The organism is Glycomyces tenuis DSM 44171, from assembly GCF_000427885.1.
GTDB classification, from domain to species: Bacteria; Actinomycetota; Actinomycetes; order Mycobacteriales; family Micromonosporaceae; genus Glycomyces; species Glycomyces tenuis.
Map to the genome: position 1 here is coordinate 1 of NZ_ATYW01000034.1, position 16,582 is coordinate 16,582.

Annotated in this window: 18 protein-coding genes; 8 read left to right on the forward strand and 10 right to left on the reverse strand. The window is 61.3% G+C overall.

Annotation, left to right across the window (positions count from 1 at the left end; translation table 11 throughout):
- The coding region (locus YWW_RS32670; protein WP_035705002.1) for a DUF222 domain-containing protein at window positions 1-413 on the forward strand (413 nt) is incomplete at its 5' end.
- A gap of 91 nt (window positions 414-504) precedes the next feature.
- Here YWW_RS32670 and YWW_RS0123850 read toward each other — a convergent pair.
- Both YWW_RS0123850 and YWW_RS32675 read right to left on the reverse strand, forming a co-directional pair.
- Window positions 505-1,371 carry a hypothetical protein gene (locus tag YWW_RS0123850; RefSeq protein ID WP_026932065.1) on the reverse strand — a complete coding sequence of 289 codons (867 nt, stop codon included), beginning with the start codon at window positions 1,369-1,371 and terminating at the stop codon, window positions 505-507.
- A gap of 305 nt (window positions 1,372-1,676) precedes the next feature.
- Window positions 1,677-2,450, reverse strand: coding sequence for an NUDIX hydrolase (locus YWW_RS32675; RefSeq protein WP_081687728.1), 774 nt, complete (start codon window positions 2,448-2,450; stop codon window positions 1,677-1,679).
- A 157-nt stretch (window positions 2,451-2,607) separates the two neighbouring features.
- Here YWW_RS32675 and YWW_RS32680 point away from each other — a divergent pair, with 157 nt between their 5' ends.
- From YWW_RS32680 to YWW_RS0123870, 3 genes are read left to right on the forward strand one after another with little or no spacing between them, the layout of a single operon-like run.
- Window positions 2,608-3,504 carry a 5'-methylthioadenosine/S-adenosylhomocysteine nucleosidase family protein gene (locus YWW_RS32680; protein ID WP_051326253.1) on the forward strand — a complete coding sequence of 299 codons (897 nt, stop codon included), beginning with the start codon at window positions 2,608-2,610 and terminating at the stop codon, window positions 3,502-3,504.
- A gap of 24 nt (window positions 3,505-3,528) precedes the next feature.
- The gene (locus YWW_RS0123865; RefSeq protein WP_026932066.1) at window positions 3,529-5,208 is read left to right on the forward strand and encodes a hypothetical protein; all 1,680 of its coding nucleotides are present in this window, start codon (window positions 3,529-3,531) and stop codon (window positions 5,206-5,208) included.
- A gap of 8 nt (window positions 5,209-5,216) precedes the next feature.
- Window positions 5,217-5,627, forward strand: a complete 411-nt coding sequence (locus tag YWW_RS0123870) for a hypothetical protein (protein ID WP_155830377.1) — start codon at window positions 5,217-5,219, stop codon at window positions 5,625-5,627.
- A 310-nt stretch (window positions 5,628-5,937) separates the two neighbouring features.
- On the opposite strand, the gene YWW_RS37050 is transcribed toward YWW_RS0123870, so the two are convergent.
- From YWW_RS37050 to YWW_RS0123885, 3 genes are all read right to left on the reverse strand, one after another.
- Window positions 5,938-6,360, reverse strand: coding sequence for a hypothetical protein (locus tag YWW_RS37050; RefSeq protein WP_026932068.1), 423 nt, complete (start codon window positions 6,358-6,360; stop codon window positions 5,938-5,940).
- A gap of 25 nt (window positions 6,361-6,385) precedes the next feature.
- Window positions 6,386-7,219: a hypothetical protein gene (locus YWW_RS0123880; RefSeq protein ID WP_155830378.1), complete on the reverse strand. Its 834-nt coding sequence runs from the start codon at window positions 7,217-7,219 to the stop codon at window positions 6,386-6,388.
- An 83-nt stretch (window positions 7,220-7,302) separates the two neighbouring features.
- Entirely contained in the window at window positions 7,303-8,310 is a 1,008-nt protein-coding gene (locus tag YWW_RS0123885) for a hypothetical protein (protein WP_155830379.1), read from the reverse strand.
- Window positions 8,311-8,635: 325 nt separating this feature from the next.
- On the opposite strand from YWW_RS0123885, the gene YWW_RS38370 reads away from it, so the two are divergent.
- Both YWW_RS38370 and YWW_RS36285 read left to right on the forward strand, forming a co-directional pair.
- Entirely contained in the window at window positions 8,636-9,085 is a 450-nt protein-coding gene (locus YWW_RS38370; RefSeq protein ID WP_081687729.1) for a DUF4365 domain-containing protein, read from the forward strand.
- Window positions 9,082-10,218 carry a hypothetical protein gene (locus YWW_RS36285; protein WP_155830380.1) on the forward strand — a complete coding sequence of 379 codons (1,137 nt, stop codon included), beginning with the start codon at window positions 9,082-9,084 and terminating at the stop codon, window positions 10,216-10,218. Before YWW_RS38370 ends, YWW_RS36285 begins: the two co-directional genes overlap by 4 nt.
- Before the next feature lie 65 nt (window positions 10,219-10,283).
- Here YWW_RS36285 and YWW_RS32690 read toward each other — a convergent pair whose 3' ends face one another.
- A complete protein-coding gene (locus YWW_RS32690; protein WP_035699469.1) occupies window positions 10,284-11,405 on the reverse strand; it encodes an ISAs1 family transposase in 1,122 nt (373 codons plus the stop codon).
- Between the two features lie 309 nt (window positions 11,406-11,714).
- On the opposite strand from YWW_RS32690, the gene YWW_RS36290 reads away from it, so the two are divergent.
- A complete protein-coding gene (locus tag YWW_RS36290; protein WP_155830381.1) occupies window positions 11,715-13,193 on the forward strand; it encodes a P-loop ATPase, Sll1717 family in 1,479 nt (492 codons plus the stop codon).
- Window positions 13,194-13,380: 187 nt separating this feature from the next.
- Here YWW_RS36290 and YWW_RS0123910 read toward each other — a convergent pair whose 3' ends face one another.
- The 4 genes from YWW_RS0123910 to YWW_RS0123930 form a co-directional block, all read right to left on the reverse strand.
- Entirely contained in the window at window positions 13,381-14,481 is a 1,101-nt protein-coding gene (locus YWW_RS0123910; RefSeq protein WP_026932072.1) for a CHAT domain-containing protein, read from the reverse strand.
- 95 nt (window positions 14,482-14,576) lie between these two features.
- Window positions 14,577-14,855 (reverse strand): hypothetical protein, encoded by a 279-nt coding sequence (locus YWW_RS0123915; RefSeq protein WP_026932073.1) that lies wholly within the window; start codon window positions 14,853-14,855, stop codon window positions 14,577-14,579.
- Between the two features lie 598 nt (window positions 14,856-15,453).
- Window positions 15,454-15,915 carry a hypothetical protein gene (locus YWW_RS0123925; RefSeq protein ID WP_026932075.1) on the reverse strand — a complete coding sequence of 154 codons (462 nt, stop codon included), beginning with the start codon at window positions 15,913-15,915 and terminating at the stop codon, window positions 15,454-15,456.
- A complete protein-coding gene (locus tag YWW_RS0123930) occupies window positions 15,915-16,271 on the reverse strand; it encodes a hypothetical protein (RefSeq protein ID WP_026932076.1) in 357 nt (118 codons plus the stop codon). The genes YWW_RS0123925 and YWW_RS0123930 overlap by 1 nt, the downstream gene beginning before the upstream one ends.
- A gap of 86 nt (window positions 16,272-16,357) precedes the next feature.
- Here YWW_RS0123930 and YWW_RS0123935 point away from each other — a divergent pair.
- The coding region (locus YWW_RS0123935) for a transposase (protein WP_035705005.1) at window positions 16,358-16,582 on the forward strand (225 nt) is incomplete at its 3' end.

Sequence of the window (16,582 nt, forward strand, 5' to 3'; positions counted from 1 at the left end):
CCCCGCCCCGCGCCGACGAGACCGACCAGGACGGGGCCCTCCCGGCCGCCGCGAACCGCAGAGCCGAGGCCCTGCACCAGATGCTCACCGTCTACGCCAATGATCCGACCGCGCCCAAGCGGCACGGCCAGACCTGCCACCTCAACCTGTCGGTGGATGCCGACACCCTCCAAGGCAAGAACACCGGCCGAGTCCCCATGCTCGAAGGCAAACCGATCTCGGTCGCCAAAGCCCGCCTGCTCGCCTGCGAGGCCAGGGTCATCCCCTCGGTGTTCGACTACACCACCGGCGAGGCGATCGAACTGGGCCGGGCGATGCGGCTCCCCACCGTCGCCCTGCGCCGCAAGCTGGAGCTGGAGCAGCCGCAGGGCTGCCCGCAGGAGACGGTTTCACAAGTGCGTTTCCGCAGGTAGATAGCATATCATGATCTTTTCCGCCCGATTCCACGGCTGGCCCGCGCAATGCCGTCGGTGAGGAGCCGCCTCGTGGCAATCCGATCGGAAATCAGGTCTCTCGGGATGCTCGGATGAGGTTCAGGGGGACGCCGAGCTCGCCTTCAAGACGTCGGGCCGCCTTTCGGCTGCCGGCTTCGTCGAGTTCGGTGATGGCTGCCTCCACCAGTCCCGAAAGGCGGGCTACTTCACCTCGGAGCTCGGCCAGTTCATCGCGTCGCGCTCGAATCTCTGCGCCGCACCAGGTTCGCAGCAACTCCCACTGCGGGGCGTACTCACGATCCACCTCGATGCAGATCTCAGGTTCGATGTACTGAACACCTGACCGCGAGTGGTAGTGCCGGCCGTAGATGGCTTCACGCTGTCGATCCCGTTCCTCCTGGTCGGCGAGATCCAACAGCTTCTCGGCATTCACACGAGCCAGCGCCTGGGCTGCGACCCTCAGCGCGGGCCAGGCGGCCACAATCTGGTCATCCTCGCTGTACGCCGCCGAATACGCCAGGAGGTCTTCATGCTTGAGGCCAGTCTCGGCCTCGAAGCTGACGAGGTTTTTCGTCCGCAAGACTGCAAAGCGGTCCGCTGACCGCCAGTCAACGTATAGCAGCGCCCGTAGGTGTTCGAGAACCAAGATGCAGGTCTTGGCTTCGAGCGTATCGACGGCTTCGGCGGATGCGTCTTCGACCGCCCGCCAGCGCTGTTCGGCCGCGAAGAAGCGCGCTCGGTCGTCCCACCGCACTTTCAGCCTCGACGGCGGTACCCAGTCCTCGTGCCCTTCATACTCGTCGTCCAGGAACCTGATCTTGATCCGAGCCGGCCGTTTGGTGCCGATCTTCAGCACCTTCACGCAGGTCAGGTCATCCCTTGCTCGAGCGCGGTACCCCCACAGATCGCCGGGTTCGAACTCGATTTTCTGCTGCATGCGCCAATCGTGAAGGATGTCTACAGCAATCTCAACCCTGGAATCTGCATCCCCTTGGCGCCTGAGACCATCTCCCGTGTTGACGGCCCTCCGGAGTTCCTCAACTTGGTACGTGACGCTATAACCTCTCCACTGATTCGGGCACGGTGGCGACTATCAGCCACGCCGTCAGTCGTTCAACATGTCCGCAGCTCAAGCGCGATCCGCTTGACCCCACAGGTTTCCGGATCCAATCCAGGCCGCCTCGACTGTTTCGGTCAGTGCCGCGTCAGTCTTGGACTCATTGGTGTACTTGCTGCCCGAGGTCACCTTGATTCCACCTCGCAGCTGAGCCCACCAGCTCGGTGTTCAAAGAATCCCCTCAAAGGTGGAAGCCCCCGCATGAGTCGTAACTCGGGCTGGGAGAGTGGGAGCTGAAGCCAGTGGCGGACCCCTGCTCGGTATAGAGCGGCCGGACGGCCTCCGTCTCTCCCGGTTGTCTTTCCCGTCGGCTCCAGGAACCCGTCGATGCGGGTCACCTTGCGGTGGAAGTTGCCCGGGTCCAGCTTTGTCTGCCAGACGATCTCGTAGACGTGCCGAAGCTCGGAAATTGTAAATTCCTTGCCGCAGAAGGCCGTCGCAGCGGTCGTGTACTCCAGTCCGCGCCTGGCATGTTCGACAGCGTCCGAGAGGATGCGGTGGTGGTCGAAGGCGAGTTGCTCTCCTAGCGCCCGGTTGACGGGGAGCCATTGCGCGGCAGCGGCATCACCGCCCGCCTGTGCCCTCGGCGGGTTCGGGACCATGGCGACGTAGGCGACGCTGACGACCCGTTTCCGCGGGTCTCGGTCCGGCTCGGAGTAGACCCCGAACTGCTCCAACCTCGCCTCCTTGGCCCAGACCGAGGTCTCCTCGCGGACCTCGCGGTCGGCAGCCTCGTCGACAGTTTCGCCGGGCTCGACGAATCCCCCGGGAATCGCCAACCCTCCGACGAACGGCTCCTTGCCGCGTCTGATGAGCAGTACCTCGAACTGCTCGTTCCGGATCGTCAAGATCACCACGTCGGCTGCGAGGTGCACCAGCAGATTCTTCCGGTCCCCCATGTTCCCCTCCTTCTTGATAACTTGACAATAAGCCATATCGGTCGTACGCTCATACGGACCATATTTTGTCAGGACGACAATATAGCCGGTCGAAGTCGAGCGCTGTCACGCATCCGACAACCCCGCACCCCCACCGTCGAATCCCCTGGAGAACTTCATGAACCACCTCCCCACCGCCGTCCTCTGTACCCCGCTCGACCGCGAACACCGGGCCGTCCTCGCCCTACTGGACACGAACCGCATCACCGAGCAGACCGTCGACGGCACCGTGTACGAACTGACCGAACTCCACGGCCGGCACACGACTTGGCGGCTCGTGATTGCACTGACCAGCCGCCTGAACGAGTACACCTCCGCGGCAGTCGAGCGCGCCATCGGCACCTGGGAACCGCAGATCCTCCTGCTCGTCGGCGTCGCCGGAGGACGGCGAGACGCCGCCGTCGGCGACGTTATAGCCGCCACCAAGGTCTACGGCTATGAATCCGGTCGGGACACCGACAGTGGATTCCAAGCGCGGGTCGACGCCCTCCGCTGCTCGAACATGCTCGACCAACGGGCCCATCGGGTGTCCGCGGACACCGTCTGGACCGACCGGCTCGATCTTGAGCCGGACCAGGCCGCTCCCCAGGTCTTCCACCGCCCCCTAGCATCCGGGAACAAGGTCATCACCGGGAGCGCCTCGGCCACCGCCGACCTCATCAGCCGGACCTGCGACGACGCCCAAGGAATCGACATGGAGGGCTACGGGGCGATGGTCGCCGCCTCGAACAACAGCGGCGTGGAGGCCATGGTCGTCCGCGGCGTCTCCGACCTGATCGACGACAAATCCAAAGCAGCCGACCGCACCCGCCAACCGCTCGCAGCCCGCCACGCCGCCGCATTCGCGCTGGCGCTGATCGAAAGCTGCGATCCGGAACCTTCAAGCCGGAAGGCCCTCGCCGCACACTCCGACGGGCCGATCTACATCGGCGCGATCGGCGACGGCGCGGTCTCCAACGTTGCAGCCTCTGGCCCCCACGCCCGAGGACACCAGCAGATCAACATCAACCGCTGATCCGAACCCCTCATCGGAGACCCCGTGGAAACCAAAACCGAGGCCATCTTCAGCAAACCCCGATCCGGCCAGATGCGCGAAAGCGACGCAACCATGCACCTAGCCGCAGCCGCCTACCTGGACCCGCAGTTCCGCAAGGACGTCATCGAAAAGGTCTACGCCCCACTCGCCCAAGCCATTGCACCGAACCCCGGCATGGACACGGCATATGTCCTCAGCCATGTGCGACATGCAAGGAGGCTGGAGATCGCCGAGCACCTGCTGCTCACGTCACTGCTCCTCCTCTTCCTGCTCCACCCGGCCTTCCATCCGCTTTCCCTGACCGTCTGCCTCCTGGTGTGGCTGCTCATCGCGCTCAAGGCCCGCAATGTCGACCAGGTCCGCTACAACGCCGCCGACCGGAGATCCAAGGCCCGCGAAGTCGGCGGCAATGCCGACTCCTCCCGCATCCGACTCCGCGACTGGATGACAAAGCCACTCAAGTGGGTCAAGTCGAAAATGACCGTCCCGAAAACCATCGCGGCGGTCATCATCCTGATCGCCCTCGTGTGGGTCGATCTTCAGGCAGCGGGCGCTCCCGTGTGGTACTGCCTTCTGACACTGGCCTTGTGCACCATAGGGTTCGAGCTCACACGGAGGTACCGTCTGGGACGCGTTCCAGGCGGGCCAGAAACCCGGCGACAACCCGGGCGGGTAAAGGAAGCCGACGCCGCCCAGCGGTCGCCCGTAGTCACCCGCCCCGGCGGCGAGGAACGACGAATTCCCGGCCTCGGCGTCTACATGGGAGCCAACCAGATCGCCCTGCCCCTCCGATCAGCGGACAAGGAGACCTCCTGGGTGAAGTTCGAGACCGCCGAACTCTACCGACACATCAAACGGAAGGCCGAGTCCCTCAGCGAAGACTCCGCGGTTACACGCGGCCTGCCCGACCTCGAGGTTGCCGACCAGGTGACCGTCTCGGGAACCAAGGTCTCCTGCCCCGCCTATCGACTCGAAGACCTCACTGCAGCCGACACGCCGCCGCCGACATTCGAGACGGTCATGGGGTCCAACGTCTCCACACTCCGGTACCACCTTCGCCTTCAGGTCTCGGCCCGAGGCGGCGAAGTGGTGGTGACACTGCTTATACATTTCGACCTGGCAGGGGACACGCTGTCCCTGGACTTCTCCGGCTACAACCTCTTCCCCACCGATGAGAGCTACCACGTGTTCAGGGCGGGAAGGATTCCACGGGCCAGGGCGATGCTCTGGGGTGGGGCCCTGGCGTTCGTGACCATGCCAATTGAGGTCCTCCGCAGCCCCCTCGATACCGTTCTCGACGGCTACCGCGCGATCAAGCACTGGGTGCTCGGGAGGCCGTGGCTCCGAACCTGGCGCCCGCCGGACCACGGCGCGACAACCAGCATTCGCGAGCTCGGATACGACTCGGAATCGCATCGCTTTCTCCCGCCGGAGACGACCCGGTACCTCCTGACCCTCGAGAACCAGGTCTTCGACGCGCTCAAGGAGTTCCTGCGTGAGCACGGCATCGACACCAGCGACCTCGACGACCGCATCACGGCAATAGTCAACCAGGGCGGCGTCATCAACTACGGCGAAATGGCCGTCGGCGCCTTCGGCGCAGGGTCCCAGGCGAACGTGGGAGCCCTCGGCAAGGGCAGCACCGGCACGGTCAACGAATCAACTGCGAAGGGAACGGAATGAACGACAACATGGGCCGAGAGACAAACGCCGGCCAGGGCGGCTACATCATCCACGGGAACATCGAGACAGGAGCGTTCGGTGCTGGAGCCTCGGCGAACGTCGGCGCGATCGGGGAGCACTCGCGCGGATACATCACCATCGGGTCCGATCCTGCGGCTCAGCGGCGGCTGATGGAGCTGCTCAACGCACTCGAGGAACTGGTAGAAGCGGTCGAACGGCACCGCGAGACCATCGACGCCGAGCTCTACGACACCGTCGAGTCAAACCTCGAAGACCTCCAAGCCTCGATCGAGGAATCGAAGCCGGCCAAGAAGATCCAGTCGAAGCTCAAGACGCTCCAGATGCTGCTCGCCCCATTCGACACGCTGGTATCACTGGTGACGAAGATCCTGGAGCTGGTGCAAAAAAGCGAAGCCTGACCAGGCGATAGAACCCTCAAGTCAGAGTCCCGGGACGCCTGCGGTTTTCCCGGGGCTTGTAATCAAACAGAGCAATGTCGTAGTTGCCCGTAGGAGACAGTTACACCAATGCGTTTCCGCAGGTAAACAAGGATACCATGCGCGAAATCGTGCATTTTCAATCGCCTACCTGGGTCAACCAAGAGTTCAACGTCTTGAGTGTGGTCGGGCGTCCTCCAAACCCACCTGCAGGCGAGTTACGCGAGCGCCCTCTACCCGCATCGACTTTCGGCGGAGCCCTGGCTGGTTCACGGGTCCACCGAGTTCGCTGTCAGCTCCCGTAGTGAGCTGCGATGGCTTTGCATTGTCCTACCCAGAACAGCAGTTTGGTGTCCTTGGTGGGATTTGGTTTCAGAAGGCCGAGTCGGACGGCTTCCTTGTAGAAGCCTGGACCGACGTCGTTTTCACCGAGGTAGTACACCAGCGCGGAGATCATGAAGTCCGTATCGGTCCGTGAGCGGTGCAGCTCGGAGATCTCCCCTAGTAGATCACCGACGGCGCGGCGCTCGCTGTCGTGGTCGAAGTTGAAGGGGCGCAGACCTGTTCGATTGACAAGTACGGTGTTGAGCTCGGTGTAGCTGCTGGGGCGAACATTGCCACGGGCGTCGGCACTCCTGGCTCGTTCGACCAGAAACGCGAGCCCGGTCTCGATGAGGAGGTTCCATTCGTCGTCATCGCGTCCGTGTCGGGGCATGGTGATGGCCTTTCTGAGAGGGGAGTCAGTCCGAGAGTGGGTGGGGACGGGCGCTGTCCCAGAGAGTGTCGAACTGGTCGGCGAACAGGTGGTACCAGCGGCTGTCTCGCTGGGCATGCAAGCTGAACGAGGGGTTGGCTTCGAGTGTGCGGTGCTGGTAGATCTCGACATGGATCCGTCCGTGTTCGTCTGAGGCGTCCAGCAGACAGAGGCCGAAGGTGGGGACGAAGGGGAGCAGGCGCAGTTGTAGGTTCGTTGCCGATCGCGCCGAGCCGGCGAGCACGCGAAGCAGATCGATGCTCGCCGCAGTGCGATGGCGGTAGAAGTCGGGGGCGTGGGCCTTCTTGCTGCGAGCTACCGCTTCGGTCTCGGCAGTGCTGTCGACGTCGAGAAGCAGGACCCGAACCGAGGCACCGGCCTGTAGTCGGCGGTCGAGCATCGGGAGCGAGTCGCGGATGGTGCGCGTCAAGGTCACTCCGACAAGCCAGATCTCGGTCGCGGCCGACATCTCCTGCCCGAGTGAGGTATGGCCGGGGGTGAAGAAGCGGTCGGCTGGGGCTGGCCCGGACCCAGCTTCGAGCAGCTCGTCGAGTTGCCTGCTGATGTCTCGGGATTGGTGGCGGTCAGCAAGCCGCGACGTGGCCAAGAGCGCCAGGACCGCGAGCGTGGCCGCGGCAACCACGTCGGGGTTGGCGACGTTAAGGATGCCCAGGATCGCGATCGACAAGGCGATCGTGACCGTCACATACAACTCGGCATTGCGGCCGCCACGCAGGTCCGCGAAAGCACCCACCAGAGCACGTTTGGTGGTGGGAGGACCCGGTGACTTCGAGGCTTCGGTTTCAGGGAGGGGTGACATCCCTCGATCGTCGCACAGACTGAGCATTCACACGGAAGCACGATAACGTGCCTCGACATCAAGGCAATTGGGGCTAAATGCGCTTAACTCACAGGCTCATCTAGCCCTTCGCGAGGGTCTCGGCCCGCAGCGATGAAAGCTTGGCGATGCTCATGGGTGCGCTCGATGCGGATTGTGTCTCTCTCGACCCGGCCGTGGGCATCACGCACCACCCAGGGCGGATCAGACGCTTGTGTCTCAGCCGCTGTAAGACGAAGCGATGCTGTCACCACGAACTGCATGCAGAAGTCGAAATCTTCCTGGGTTGGGGCGTAGCCCGAAGGGGCGGCCCAGTGGTAGAGGGCATGGACGTAAGGCTTGTCATTCTGAGGAGTGAGGAGATCGAACCGCAGGTACGCGGTGTAGTCGATCGATAGAACAGCGAGGCGCACTGCTATCTGCAACGGCTGCACCACATCGATGATGGACATGAAGTCATCTTCGAGGTCCAAATCATCTGCGGCCGCGCTCGGAAATGTGAGTTTGGGGCCGAAAGAAAATACCGAACGCTGCACGTAGGCGGCCGGTTGATGAGCAGCGAATAGTTGTTCGAAGGCTTCGCGTAGCCGCATCATGCCGGTGACGATATCCCCGCTGGCCACAGCAGCCTCAGCTTCCTCTGCAAGCTCGTGCGGCAATGGTTGGCTCACCAGATCCACCATCGAGATGCTCTCGTACTCGACGTTGAAGACGAGCCGAGCGCCCTCAGCCAAGAATGTGCCAGCGTCTGAGATGAGCTGCTGGATGGTGGTGAGGCTGGGGTGTGCACCGTAGTGCTTCAAGTTCACGCGGACTTTGTTCAGTCGAGACATCCCGGCCCTGATTGGGAGATCGATGCCCCGTGCCTGGAAGTCGGTCCAGTACTTGTCGAACTCTCTAGGTGCGACACCGACATGCTCGCCCGCGAGCGCGAGAAACGACTCGACGGCGTCGTGGAGCAACAGGATGCTGACAGACGCTTGCGGGTCGGGCAACTTCGCCTGGTCGACTGCAAGCTGATGTAGGTATCGGGCGTGCGCCATTCGTCGCCGTTGGAGGATCGTCAATGTCATGGTTTCGATTCTCGCATCACGACACGAGAGCGGAGAGCTCCACCCAACGGCCCAGATCGGGGTTTCAGACGCAGACATCATGGCGGCGAAGGCTGGAGGGACTGCCTCGCCTCGACGTTCAACCCGTGTTACCCCTTGACTACATAATCGATTCGGTGTCCAATAGCTTGAAACCGAAGCCCCGATTGGAGGATGCGCCCTGCAACCCCCAGCAACCTCTCAACCGAGCACCGCGCCCGATGCCGAGCACAACCTCGACCAGATCCAGGGGAGAACCGCCGAGCTTGTCGCTGAGGCCCTCTGTTTCAATCTTGGCTACAACCCGATGCGTCCATCTCTGGACCGGGACGGGTTTGACTTCTGGCTTCATGCAGGCGAGACGTTCGCGATCCCTTGCATCGCAGTACAGGTCAAGAGCTGTCGTACCCTCAAAGAGCGGAATGATTGCTGGGTATACGATTTGTCGGCAAAAGCCTTCAAGTATCTGGGCGCTCCCAAGCCAAACGGGCCACCCCGCTACCTGTTTCTCGCGAAGGCGCCTCAAGATCCGCTTGAAACGGCGAAGATAACCGAGATGGGCACAACCTTCCCAATGCCGATCTACTGGCACTCGCTCGAAGGTCAAGCCGACGGGTCAGAGCCGAGTTCTCAGAAGAGGATCTACGTCCCCCGGGCAAATCTGCTCACACCAGACGCGCTGTCGGGGCTGGTTGCGGGTGCCGAGGCCGGGTACACCCCTATGCTGCCGAGACAGGATGCAGGAGGAGCCAGATGACTGACCGTGCACCTTCGGTCTCGCCCGAAGCCATCGCGATGTACCTGGAGTCGCGGAGTTGGAATCCCGTGGGCACCTGGCGCGGCACTACCGTCTGGAAAGGATCGGATCCAAGCACCCCGCAACTGTTGCTACCGCAGGAACCCGAACGTGAGGACTCCCAGTCCCTGCTGCTTCTGGCGGTCGAACAGTTGGCTGCTTTTGAGGATCGACCCGTCGAGGGGCTCCTCGCCGACTTGGCCCAACCTTCTGCCAATATGCAGCGCTTCCGGCTCCTCCCAGCGACACCGTCCGGCACGATTCCACTTCCTGACAGCAAGCGGGCGGTCGAGTCGATCTTGGAGTTGCACCGGGAGGCGGCAAAGTCGTTCTTCCGAAATGTTCGGCCTGTAAGCGGGGAGCCTCGGCGCCAGTCCGAGAAGGTCAGCCAGTTCTTGTCCAGGGTGCAACTGTGTCTGACCAAACCGGGCAGCTACATCTTCACCACTAAGCTGAACGATCCGACCTCGATGGCCGGCCCAGTACAAGACCCGATCTTTGGCCTCTCAGAAACAGCTCCCGAACCGGTTTACGACCATGAAATCGCAGCAGAACTCCAACGATCGATCGGGAGCGCACACCGAGTGGCAACCGTCCTCGTAAGCGTAGGCGACATCGAACATCCCGCCGATCAGGGCGTCTCTCCCGGACTGTGCAGCGCACTGGCTAATCTTGGCGGCATGCGGCGGAATCGCCCCTTCGAAGTCACCTTCGAGTGGAGGCTGCAACCGGATCACATTCAACGCAACCAGACGGTTTGCTTCTCGGGTTCGATGGCGTCACAACTCCATGAGTTCGCGATGAAGCTTGAGCGCCTCGGACGCACCGGCTCGGCTGTTCTCGAGGGCAAGGTCGAGGGCCTTTATGTCGACAAGAAGACCCGCAAGCGGCGCATCCTAATCAGCGGTCGAGTCTTCCTTCATGGTAGATGGAGCGATGCCTCGCATTGGGCGGTGGTCTCACGACGTCTCTACGACGAGGCGCTCGCTGCCCACAGTAACGATCGCTCAGTAGTGCTGAAGGGTGACCTCAAGAGAGAAGGCAAGGGGTACCGGCTGCACAGCCGCCAGGAAGAACTCGAATACCTTGACTAAGTTCCGTCGGGCGTCTGGATTCACCAACCGCCGGAGAACTATTGGCAAGCAGGGCTTCTCCGTTCTCATTTGAGTTCGTATCGGAGTTCGATGTTGGCGAGGTCGAGTAGTTCGAGCGGGCGGGTGTAGGGGCTAGCCGCGACGTGGTTCATCGCTTCGGGCAGGGTCTTGAACCCCAGCTGGCCGAGCAGGGCGATCGCGAAGTTCCGCAGGGAGGCGGCGTTCCCCGGGGTGTGCCCGACACGGATCTGAGCCGCGTCCTCGCCGAAGGAGACATCGCGGATATGGTGCAGCACTTCGACCTTCCAATGTTGTCGGATCAGCCGTGCCAGTTCGGCGGGCCGGGCGCGGTCCGCATCGAGGCTGGTGATGCCGTAGGCGTATTCGCGTTCGACCTTGCCGGTGGTGCGCGAGCGGCGCCACCGGTGGATCCGGAACGCGGTCTTGGCGTCGGGGAAGTCGACCCGCGCGGCCTGCCCGAGGGCGATGGTGGTGATCGTGCGGGTCTCATCGCGGTCGTGCCCGCGCTCCCGCTCGCACCGGTCGACGTCGAGCTCGCCCCAAGGCAGGGATTTGACCTGCGCCTGCAGGGTCGGCTGGTTGCCCTTGGCCAGTAGCACCCAGTCGCCGCCGGCGCCCAGGATCGCCTTCGCGGTCTTGGTTTGGGTGTGGTGCGCGTCGGCGGTGACCACGATGCCGGTCAGGTCATGGGCGGCCAGCACGCGACGGCCGGCGCCGATCTCGTCGCCGTCGTCGGCCCGGACCTGGCCGACGACCTGATGCTCGGCCCGGACGGCGGCGACCAGCAGCACCTTCTCCTTGCCGCGCCGCGAGCCGCGCAGGCGTTTGCCGTCCAGCGCCCAGTGCTCGAAGTCGGCCAGCTCGTCATCGGCGATCTCGAGCTTCGCGGCCAGGACCGCCAGACCCAGCGGCGAGACCGCCCCGATCACCCGCCGCAGGGTGTTGTACGAAGGCGGGGAGCACACTTCACCGATCTGACTGCAGCCCAACGCCTCCAACGTTAGGTGCGGGGCATCGACCGCCCACTGGTGGATCGCCGAGAACGTCCGGCGGCCGGCCAGGATCGCGCAGCAGCAGATCGTGACCACGCTGAACAGCGAGTGCCGCCGCCCATGGGCCGAGCGCGGGTCGACAAGCTCGGCGACACACGAAGCGAAGACGGACATGGAAACATGACGCGTGGGATGCTTGTACCGCAACGGGATCCTTCAGCAGACGGGCGACTAGACACCCCTGTCAACGAAGATTCCGTTGCTTCAGTTACGCCCCTCACCAGGTAAAACCCTACACTCCTATGTACTTTGAAGAAGCCCTGCTTGCCAGACCTTCGCAAGAAATTGGCTAGATTAGGACATGTGCGTAGATATGCCTAGCTCGGTATGACTCCTTGAATTGGCTTCATGGGGTATGATTACATCCGTAGTTTAGACTTTTTCCACTACCTCAGACGTGTTAAGGTGCTCATAATGCTACCAATGGGTCGCAACTTCAAGAGTCTCTATTTCGGAGAGATAGCCGCTGAAGACGAAGCTGAAAAATGGCCAAAAATGTTTGTCGATGGCTTCTACGATCTGCGAAATGTGTCATCCTCCATCCGAGAGGGAAACACACTTCTTCTCATAGGCCCAAAGGGCGCTGGGAAGTCGAGCTATATTGAGTATCTGAAACTCAGTGCCGAGAACCAACAGAGCCAATTTATCAAGCGTGAGGACCTTAGTGAGCTTCGCGGGGCCTGGAAAACGGACCGTCTTCTGGACGAATCTGGATCTGAAATCTCCGAAAATGCGTGGTCTGTCTGGATTTGGTGCAGGATATTCAAGAGTCTTATGGATGATGCTGCGTCGTCGCTTCATTCCGACCCCAGTATCGGTCAACTCTATCGACAACTGCAAGCGGCAGGAATTGTAGAAGGGGACTTTCCTAGTATAGTCAAAGAAGTTCGCCTTCGACGTCACAAGTTCAGCATCCCGAAAATTTACGAATACTCAACTGAGAACACTGGTTCCAGCTCCATGAATCTATTGCACCTCAGGGATACGCTTGCCAGTATCGTCTCCGAAGCCCGGACCCCCAATACCCATATTCTGGCTCTAGATGGACTCGACAGTGCCGAGATCGGTTCCAACTCATACTGGAAGCAGCTTGCGTCGCTTCTGCGGTCTTCAGCTGGCATTCATCGACGCTTGCGGAACTCGAGTTCAGTGATTCGTCTTTGCCTTCTTTGCCGGGTCGATGTATTTCTCCGCATTCCGATCGCGGATTCCAACAAGATACGTCAAAGCTGGGGTACTGAGTTGAATTGGTCGGATGGTCTCGACACCCCTGAAGACTCGTCACTATGGGATCTCTTGGAATCCAAGGCATCCGCTCGAGGCCCGAACATCTCCAATCTCGTTGATACATATTTTCCAAATGTAATGGAGGTCGGTCAACGAGGAGAAAAGCCTCGCCACATCTTCATGCCAAAGTACCTAATTGACCTGACTAGAAATACTCCCCGAGACGTGATCATGCTGATGAAGAGTATTCAATCTCAAATCCTTCCGGATCAGAGTTTGAGCGTCAAGCGGATCCGTGCTGGAGCGAATTCCTACTGCCAGAACTATTTCGTGAATGAAATAAGCAACGAGCTTGTCGGAATGCTTCCACAAGACGTGTCAGCAGGAGTGATTGGATCAATGTCACGACTCCCTGGCCGCGGTTTTAGCCGAGATCAGTTTACAAAGGTATTCTCAAGCTTGGCGAGTGAAGCTGATACGTCGATTGATAAACTCCTGACTCAGTTGTATCTAGCGGGAGCAATCGCGAATGTGCGACGGTCGTCCGATTCAGAGTATGTAAGGTTCTATCATCGCAGGAACTTCGCGGAAATTGACCTTGAAGGACCATTCATCCTTCATAATGCGCTTGCTCTGGCTCTAAATCTGCACTGGACCCGCGCCTACGAAAGGTAGCCTGCTGCAGGACCCCCTTCCTTAACAACACCGCAGCTCGAACCGACAAGTTACCTTAATGGCAATCCACCACCAAGTATTGCGTCGCCGCTTCGAACGCAGCTATTTGAGTTTGAGAGCAAGTAACGCGATCTTAATGATTTCAAGAGATCAAGCCGCCGGCTAGACCGCTTCAAGGGCGCGCAGGTCATGATGGCAGATTCACGAGCACCAGGGCAGCTGCATCCACGTCGTCACGAATGCGAAGTTCGGGGAGGTCTGAGCCATCGAGCGACGCGGCGAGCATTCGAACTTTCGCTTGCTCGAGTGACGACGCAACTGACTGAGCTGACGCGATACCTGAGTAGAACGCTGACGCGAAGACGATCGCTGAGGTGTCGTCAATGGTGTCGGACATTCCGATCGCTGCGGGCACGGTCTGGAGCAAGTCGTCGGCGCCGGCGAGGCTTTCACATGCATTCAGGACTACGAGCCGAGGCGGATCGTCTGTTGCACCAAGCACGCGGGCGAGGAGCTGGAATTCGACGTCGGCACCGAGCTCGTCACCAGCGTCGTTCTCCATGAGCAGACCCGTGATGCCCGCATGGCCGGAGAAGTGGACTATGTGGGGTCGGTGATCGTTGAGCCCATCGATCAGGTCGTTGATCGTTGCGGCAGGGGCGTGCTCAACCTCGACGAGGTCACGGTATTTCGACCCACGCAGAGCTTGACGGACCTGCCGAACTTCCTGGTCGACGCGTAGCCAGGTTCCATAGTCCTGCACGGTGCCGTCGGGGCTGGTGACGGTAGTCTCAGTTGCTTCGGGATTGGCCGTCAAGTAGAGCACCCGAAGCTTTTCAGGCTCAGGTGGGCGCACCGCAACGTACCGGATCTGCGGCGCAGGACTACTCAGGCGGGCCACTTCGCGCACGTGACTCAGTTCTTCCCGACGCCGACGAGAATCGGTTTGCTTCTGCGCCGCTTGCGCGCTGCGGCGCTCGCTAGCTTCTGCGGCAGTGAGTGAGGTCGTTTTGGAGGCGATCGTCTTCTCTATGGCGCCAAGGCTTTTCCGCGCCTTGGCGATCTTCCCCTCCGCAGAGGCAACCTTCTTGTCTTCCCGTTCTGCAGCGGAACTGGCCGATCTCGCCGTGGCGGCACTCTTGGTACGAGCGGCCTGATCGCGCTTCTTCCGAGCCGCTTCGCGGGCGTTCCCGGCATCCTTCTCGTACTTTGCAATGTCTCCAGCCAGTGCCCCTTTGCGAACCTGCAGTTGAGCAATCTCTGTGCGCAGCATGTCACTACGAGCCATCCAACGTCTCCTCTCGCGAATCCCACCACATCGTTTGCGTCAGACGGTGCAGGTGCGCTCTCGAGTCCAAGCTGAGAGCGCACCGCAGTCCAAGCTCACCAGCGGATCGTGTCCGACCTGATCTCGATTCTTCTGCCGTCGCTGATGAGCTGAGCCCATTGGGACAGCTCCGGATCGGTGATGGATCCGCCATCCTTCGCGAACAGACGTTGGAGAGCGGCCTTGATCTCCTCGATCGGACGACCGGTGTACTCCTCACGTAGCTGGTCAAGCTCACGGGTTTGCTCGCGGGCGAGGTCATCAACGGCCTCCTGCGCCTGAGACTGCATGAGACGCTTGAACCCGCGTTCATCGAATTGGAACGAACTGGCCATGGCATGACCACTCTCTGCCCATACGGGCCGGAACTCGCGAGGAGGTACAAGTCAACAGCGCTACCGCGACGAAGGGCGCAGCAGGGATATCCAGCATCGGCCAGCACCGGAGGACCCTGCCAGCACCCTACCCCTTGCCGAGCGTCGAGGCCGCTTTCGATTTGGCCGGCTTGCTGGACGAGTTCGACGCAAGCGTCGCTCCCGCCTTACTCAGCGCAGCCTTCGAAGGCTTCGACGACCGGGGCGATGACTTCGCCATCGACACGCTCCCCTCTGCGAGAAGGTTGGAACAGATTCACGCAGTCCAGACGAATCTGGCTCACGTAGCGGCGCTCGGGCCCCTAGAGTCAACGCGTCGTACTTCAGGTGCTTTGTCCCTGATCTGTTGTTTGAGAGCCGTGCTTGACTAGCAATCGATCGCGGCTCTCAGTGTTGTCCGGCATGCTAGCTGCTGGCACCGACATTCAAGCTGGAGCGATCTGGAAATTCGTGTTCGAATCCCAGTGAGGACCCAAGCGAACCAGTGGTATCGAGCGCCCCGAGCAGCAGAGGATGGCACACCGTTCCTGTCGTCACGGCCGCCCCTATCCTTAGCTATCTAGCAGGAGTCTGCCTTGATCTGCGGCAGGTCCGCGGCACCGGGAATGAAGTCGACCGCGCCGGTGACCACGATTGCGCCTTCGTCGAGCTTGTCGTTGTCGATGACAACCTTGCCGTGGCTGCCGTCGGCGGCGACCAGTGTCCAGCGATAGTCCTCGGCGGACTCGGGTGGGAAGAGCACACGCTTTTTGACCCTGGTGGCGAGTTCGATGGCGACCTGCAGGTGGGCGGGGGTGCCGGTGTGCTCGGCGAAAGTGTCGAAGCCAACGAACTCGGCGAAGGCGCCCGGGCCCGAGCCGGGGGCGACCTGTGCGATGACCGGTTCGACGACTGGAGCGGCGAATTCCTGCCCGTTCCAGATTTCGATCTGCTCGAGGGGGATCGCGAAGGCGTCGGCGGCGGCTTGCGCCAGAGTCTCGAGGTCCACTGGCTCGATGAAGGTGACGGTGTAGTCGCGCATCAGGTCATTCCCTTCCCCTGCTCATACGCGCTGCGGGCGTATGCCCAGGTTTCGTCGGTCATGTGCCGGCGAAACCGGGCGATCTTCGGATCCTGCTCGGCGACGGTTCGGTCGCCGTCGTACGTCGTCAGGCCCTTGAAGGCGGTGAACTGCAGCTTGTCCATCTCGATGAAGCCCTCGCCCCTCACAGGGTAGACCGTGCCCGAGGGGGTCTCGAGGCCGTAGACGCGCCCGTGTATCTCATAGAGGTTGTCACGGAGATGCCGCGCCTCTCCGGTCTTGATCGCGGCGACGTCGGCTTCGGTGTCGACGTGGGGCAGCACGATGGTGTTCTTCTCCTTGGCCGGGCTGTTCATGCGGATCTGCTCGAACGGGGCTTGATCCCTTGGTGTTGACACCCTGATGCTTCGGACCAGTAAGGTTCGGGGTGCAAGGAGTGAAAGTGTCGACCTCGAAGTATCACCGTCGTTTTCCCGAGGAGTTCAAGGCCGAAGCGGTCAGGATGTATCTCGACGACCCCGCCACCACCTACACGGCGGTCGCGAAGAATCTGGGCGTCTCGTCCGAGACGCTGCGCAACTGGGTGAAACAGCACCGCAAGAAGCAAGGCGAATCACCCCAGTATCAGGCGCCGACCAGCGAGAACGAGGGCCTCGTAGGGTACGAC